Source organism: Pedobacter sp. UBA4863 (genome assembly GCF_002399615.1).
Classification (GTDB): domain Bacteria; phylum Bacteroidota; class Bacteroidia; order Sphingobacteriales; family Sphingobacteriaceae; genus Pedobacter.
Map to the genome: position 1 here is coordinate 1 of NZ_DHDZ01000048.1, position 4707 is coordinate 4707.

8 protein-coding genes are annotated in these 4707 nt (G+C 35.9%); 7 read left to right on the forward strand and 1 reads right to left on the reverse strand.

The features are described from left to right. Positions 1-544 precede the first annotated feature (544 nt). A complete protein-coding gene (locus B3I52_RS12900; protein ID WP_293301873.1) occupies positions 545-799 on the reverse strand; it encodes a hypothetical protein in 255 nt (84 codons plus the stop codon). A gap of 154 nt (positions 800-953) precedes the next feature. Here B3I52_RS12900 and B3I52_RS12905 point away from each other — a divergent pair, with 154 nt between their 5' ends. From B3I52_RS12905 to B3I52_RS12935, 7 genes are all read left to right on the forward strand, one after another. Continuing rightward, complete coding sequence (locus B3I52_RS12905) at positions 954-1088, forward strand: hypothetical protein (protein ID WP_293301875.1); 135 nt, start codon at positions 954-956, stop codon at positions 1086-1088. Positions 1089-1204: 116 nt separating this feature from the next. Continuing rightward, a complete protein-coding gene (locus B3I52_RS12910) occupies positions 1205-1762 on the forward strand; it encodes a hypothetical protein (protein WP_293301877.1) in 558 nt (185 codons plus the stop codon). A gap of 37 nt (positions 1763-1799) precedes the next feature. Then, positions 1800-1961 carry a hypothetical protein gene (locus B3I52_RS12915; protein ID WP_293301879.1) on the forward strand — a complete coding sequence of 54 codons (162 nt, stop codon included), beginning with the start codon at positions 1800-1802 and terminating at the stop codon, positions 1959-1961. A 25-nt stretch (positions 1962-1986) separates the two neighbouring features. Then, positions 1987-2526, forward strand: coding sequence for a cytochrome b/b6 domain-containing protein (locus B3I52_RS12920; protein ID WP_293301921.1), 540 nt, complete (start codon positions 1987-1989; stop codon positions 2524-2526). Next, the gene (locus B3I52_RS12925) at positions 2507-2677 is read left to right on the forward strand and encodes a hypothetical protein (protein ID WP_293301880.1); all 171 of its coding nucleotides are present in this window, start codon (positions 2507-2509) and stop codon (positions 2675-2677) included. Before B3I52_RS12920 ends, B3I52_RS12925 begins: the two co-directional genes overlap by 20 nt. A 27-nt stretch (positions 2678-2704) precedes the next feature. Further along, positions 2705-3259 carry an NADPH-dependent FMN reductase gene (locus B3I52_RS12930; RefSeq protein WP_293301882.1) on the forward strand — a complete coding sequence of 185 codons (555 nt, stop codon included), beginning with the start codon at positions 2705-2707 and terminating at the stop codon, positions 3257-3259. Between the two features lie 677 nt (positions 3260-3936). After that, positions 3937-4425, forward strand: a complete 489-nt coding sequence (locus B3I52_RS12935) for a GyrI-like domain-containing protein (protein ID WP_293301884.1) — start codon at positions 3937-3939, stop codon at positions 4423-4425. Positions 4426-4707: the final 282 nt, after the last annotated feature.

Consider the following 4707-nt stretch of genomic DNA (forward strand, 5'->3'; position numbering starts at 1 on the left):
ATCAAGTTTAAATCCTCCCCCTGGAGGCTGTCTCAAAAGCAAATTAACATCGTCATTTCGACGATCGAAGGAGGAGAAATCTGTTTTAGAAGTGCTTCTGAAGCAGATCTCTCTCTAACGTTCGAGATGACGGGAGACTTTTGAGACAACCTCATATGTAAATCGCATAGTTACGCCATGTGTCCCCCTTTGGAGGGGGTAGGGGGAGGATAACTAATTAAAGCAATAATGCACTACGGGTTTGCTTAAAATTAAACAAGCGCTAAAATTATTTGAAATAATGCTGTACTTCTTTTAAAGAGATGAGGTGTTCTTAAAAAGAAGCTTTGTTTTCTTGATAAGAAATGTTTTTTACTAGCGAAGTAAGCTGCTTTTCTTGATAAGAAACTCGCTTTTAGTTGAAATGCCTCTGGTTTTATTTTAAACCAATGCTCTTTTCTTTAAAGGATATTGGTTTTTCGTGTTTAGAAATGGCTTATTTGCCAAGGCAGTTAAACCCAGAGGTAAGAGGAGCTTAATTAAATAATGTTTAATTGGCGGTTAATTAGGTGTTTTCTGGCTTTTTTTTCTTCTTTTTCTTTTTTGGAGCTGCTGGCCAGCCGAAAATAATTTCTTCAATTTCTGCTTGGTTTTTTTTATAAAACTTGGCCACATGAAAGGTGGTAAGGCGTACGCCTTTAAGCAGGTTGTACTGTTGTTTAATTAAATTATAAAGCTTGTAGTTTGCGTAGTCCGTACCAGAGGTGAAAGGCGATAAATTGGACGGGTACAAGGCAACTTTTCTTTCTTTGTTGCTCATAATCAGTTAATTTAGTATTATAAAGTTAATAAATTTTAAACAATAGCCAAATTATTGCCAAGTTAAATAGGCAATTTCTATCAAGCCTTTTCCTCCACTATAAGCTATGGCACTGCTGCAATGCCCCCTGTGGTTTAAGCTAAATTGAGAAGAAATGAGTACAAAATATAAAATACGAGACCCAGAGCAGCTTTACTTTATAAGTTTTGCGGTGGTTTACTGGTTACGTGTTTTTGTAAGTAATGGGTATAGCGAGGTGCTGCTAGATAGTTTACGTTACTGCCAATAATAAAAAAAACTACATAAAGCCAGCAAGATATGGTTGTATTTGTGTAGTTTTATTACGCATATATATAAGTTAGCGGTCAGCTTAAACGACGACATCCTGAAAAAAAATAATTACCTATGAAAAAAATACTATTTATCGCTCTGACAGTTTTGACAATGAATGTTTACGGACAGGACAAAAATAATTTTGTTCACTTTAACAAATTAACAGAAGTTTCTGGGACAGAGTATGTAATAGCTTCAATTGAAAACTGGAGTAAGATTTCCGAAACAACAAGTAGTTACCTTTTATTCATTAACACAAAAACTAGTGAAAGAAATCAAGTTGACTTTCCAAAGAACGCTGGAATCTTGAAACTTGAACAAATTAAACTCGACAGTCTAGAAATTAACTTAGTAGTTGTGTCTGCAAGAACAGTTGACCTAGATGGTAAAAGCGGAATCGACTGGAACGACCCTACACAAATCATAATTATTTCACCAAACGGCAAAGAAAAAACTCAACTGACTGAAGATAAGTTTTTTGTAAGGACTTGGACGGTTAATCGTTTGACTGGAACAATTGTCGTTACAGGACATTACGACACAAACGACAACAAAAAATTCGATAAGAATGACAAAAACGAAATACACATTTACGACCTGAAAACTTTGAAAATGATTAGCAAAATGTAAAAAAAAGCCGAACCGCTAACCACAAATTTGTATTATAATGGCTGAACTGCTTTACGTTATTTCATCGCAATTAACTAAGTTTATACGGGCAGACAAGTTTGTGCTTTCTAAGCCATTACAACACAAATTCGCCAACCGTTATGCCTCATGCTATGACGAAACAACGGATTACTATAAAACAATAATTTATGGAAAATAGAAACTACACGATTATTTACCGAATAATGCACTGGGCGATAGCCTTTTGTCTGATTTTTTTGTTAATAACAATTTTTCTAAGATTAACATGGATGAATAAAGAACATGTGGCCGACATCATTCAAAATTATCTTGCCGCTACTGACAAAACATTATCTCGTGAAGAAGTGATTGTGCTTGCAAAACAAATTAGGAAACCAATGTGGGATTGGCACATCTATACGGGCTATATTTTAACAGGATTGTTTTGTTTAAGACTGACTCTTCCTTTTTTTGGCAACATGAAATTTGCGAACCCTTTAGATAAGCAACTTTCTTTAAAAGTAAAATTTCAGTATTGGGTTTATCTAATTTTTTATGCTGGTTTGACAATTTCGCTAATTACAGGATTGACAATTGAATTCGGCCCGAAAAATATGAAGAATATTATGGAGGAAATTCATGTTCTTTCTATTTATTATCTGATACCTTTCCTGATTATCCATTTGGGAGGTGTTTTGATTGCAGAATTTACTACGCAACCAGGTATAATTTCAAGAATAGTGAGTGGAACAAAACAAAAATAAAGCACGAAGGCATAACAGCACATTTGCAATAGGCGGGGTTTCGTGCTCCGCAGACAGTTTAGTGGTAGCCGAAAGTTTTGTGCTCCGCATCAACATTAGTGGTAAAAATCCCGCCCATCGCAAATCTGCAAAACGTTACCTGCAAGCGTAACAAGCCTTAATAGACAGACTGAAATCAATGACAGAAAAGAAAAATATCTTTGTAATTATTGGAAGTGCAAGTAGAAATTCTACAAACGAAAAACTTATAGACAATTTTGCCGTTTTGACAAATGATGTATTTAATTTGACCGTTTTTAATGACTTGAAAACACTTCCACACTTTGACCCAGAACTTTCGACAAAAAATCCTCCAACAGAAATAATAGAATTTAGGAAGAACATAGAAATTTCAGACGGAGTAATAATTTGTACACCTGAATATGTTTTCAGTATTCCAAGTGGACTGAAAAATGCAATTGAATGGTGTGTTGCTACGACCGTTTTCTCTGACAAACCAATGGGACTGATAACAGCTTCTGCCAGTGGAGAAAAAGGACACGAAGAATTGCAGTTGATTATGAAAACTGTAATGACGAAATTCACAAACGACACAACATTGTTAATACAAGGAATTAAAGGCAAAATAAGCGAACAAGGACAAATTACAGACGACACAACAAAAGAAAATTTTATGAAATTTATAGAGGCATTTAAAAACATATTAAAACTGAATAAAAACGCCAGCAGGTAACAGCAAATTTGTTCAAAAATGGCCAACGGTGGTTTAAGTTAATTCATCTGTTATTTATTTAATTTGGTGCGGTACGACAATGGTTCTGAAAGCAATGCCATTTCTGCACAAATTAGCCAACCGTTATGTACAATTGTTCCCCGACAGAAATTCATCAGTTAAGGAACGTTCCCGACTTTGCAAACCGACAAAATTGGACTGACCAAAGCTTTTAATAAATTGAACCAAAAAACCGAACTGAAAGAATATTTTGAACGAACGGAATGAATAAATAAACGGAATTTAAACGCTTTTATAACATGTGTTAGACCGACCAAAACGCTCAGTTGAACGACAAACCATTGGACTTTGGACCGAACATAACGCCTGACCGACCGAATTTTTTAGTTGTTAATGACAAACTTAAAGAAAACTGAACTCATTGTTTTAGGGCTGACCGAACTGAAACAGGAAATGCTTGAATATCGCAACGACAGAAAAGATACAACTGTACATAACAGCAAATTTGCACAAAAATGGCTGACGGTGGTTCAACTCAGGTTCTGCTAATTATTTAGTTCAGTGCGGTACGACGTCGGTTCTGCAAGCAATGCCATTTATGCGCAAATTTTCAAAACGTTAGTGGCAAGTGTAACACGACATCGTCTCGAATGACAAATACGAATTGATATATCAAAATGACACCAAGAATTGAAACATCAAACGAAAAAAAATTAGTCGGTAAACGACTAACAATGAGTTTTGCGAACTACAAAGTTGGCGAACTTTGGCGTAGTTTTTTGCCACGACGAAAAGAAATAACCAATAACTTGACAAACGACCTGATTTCGTTGGCAGTTTACAAACCGACACATTTTGCAGACATTAAGCCAACAAACGAATTTGAACGTTGGGCGACAGTTGAAGTTGCAAACTTTGACAACGTGCCAAACGAAATGGAGACTTTTGTTTTACCAAACGGACTTTATGCAGTTTTTGACTACAAAGGTTTGAACACCGACAATTCCATTTTTAAATACATTTTAGGAACTTGGTTGCCAAATTCAGACTACGTTTTGGATAACAGACCGCACTTTGAAGTTTTAGGCCACAAATACAAAAACAACGACCCGACATCAGAAGAAGAAATTTGGATACCGATAAGACCGAAGAATACGAGCCACTAACGGCCACGCTGTCCTGCTTTACTGTATATTATCCGTAATAGCTTTTACATCTATATATGAAACCGAAGACTTAGTCTGGAAATAGTAGTAGAAAAGAGTAATGGCAGCAAGATACAGGTTTGGCGACAACAGCCTACCGCCCCCTCTGGCTTAAGCTTAATTTCTAGCGCAAGCGTCCGCTTGTGCTAAATGTTAAAGGCTAAAGAAGAAATGAGTACAAAATATAAAATACGAGACCCAGAGCAGCTTTACTTTATAAGTTTTGCGGTGGTTTACTGGTTA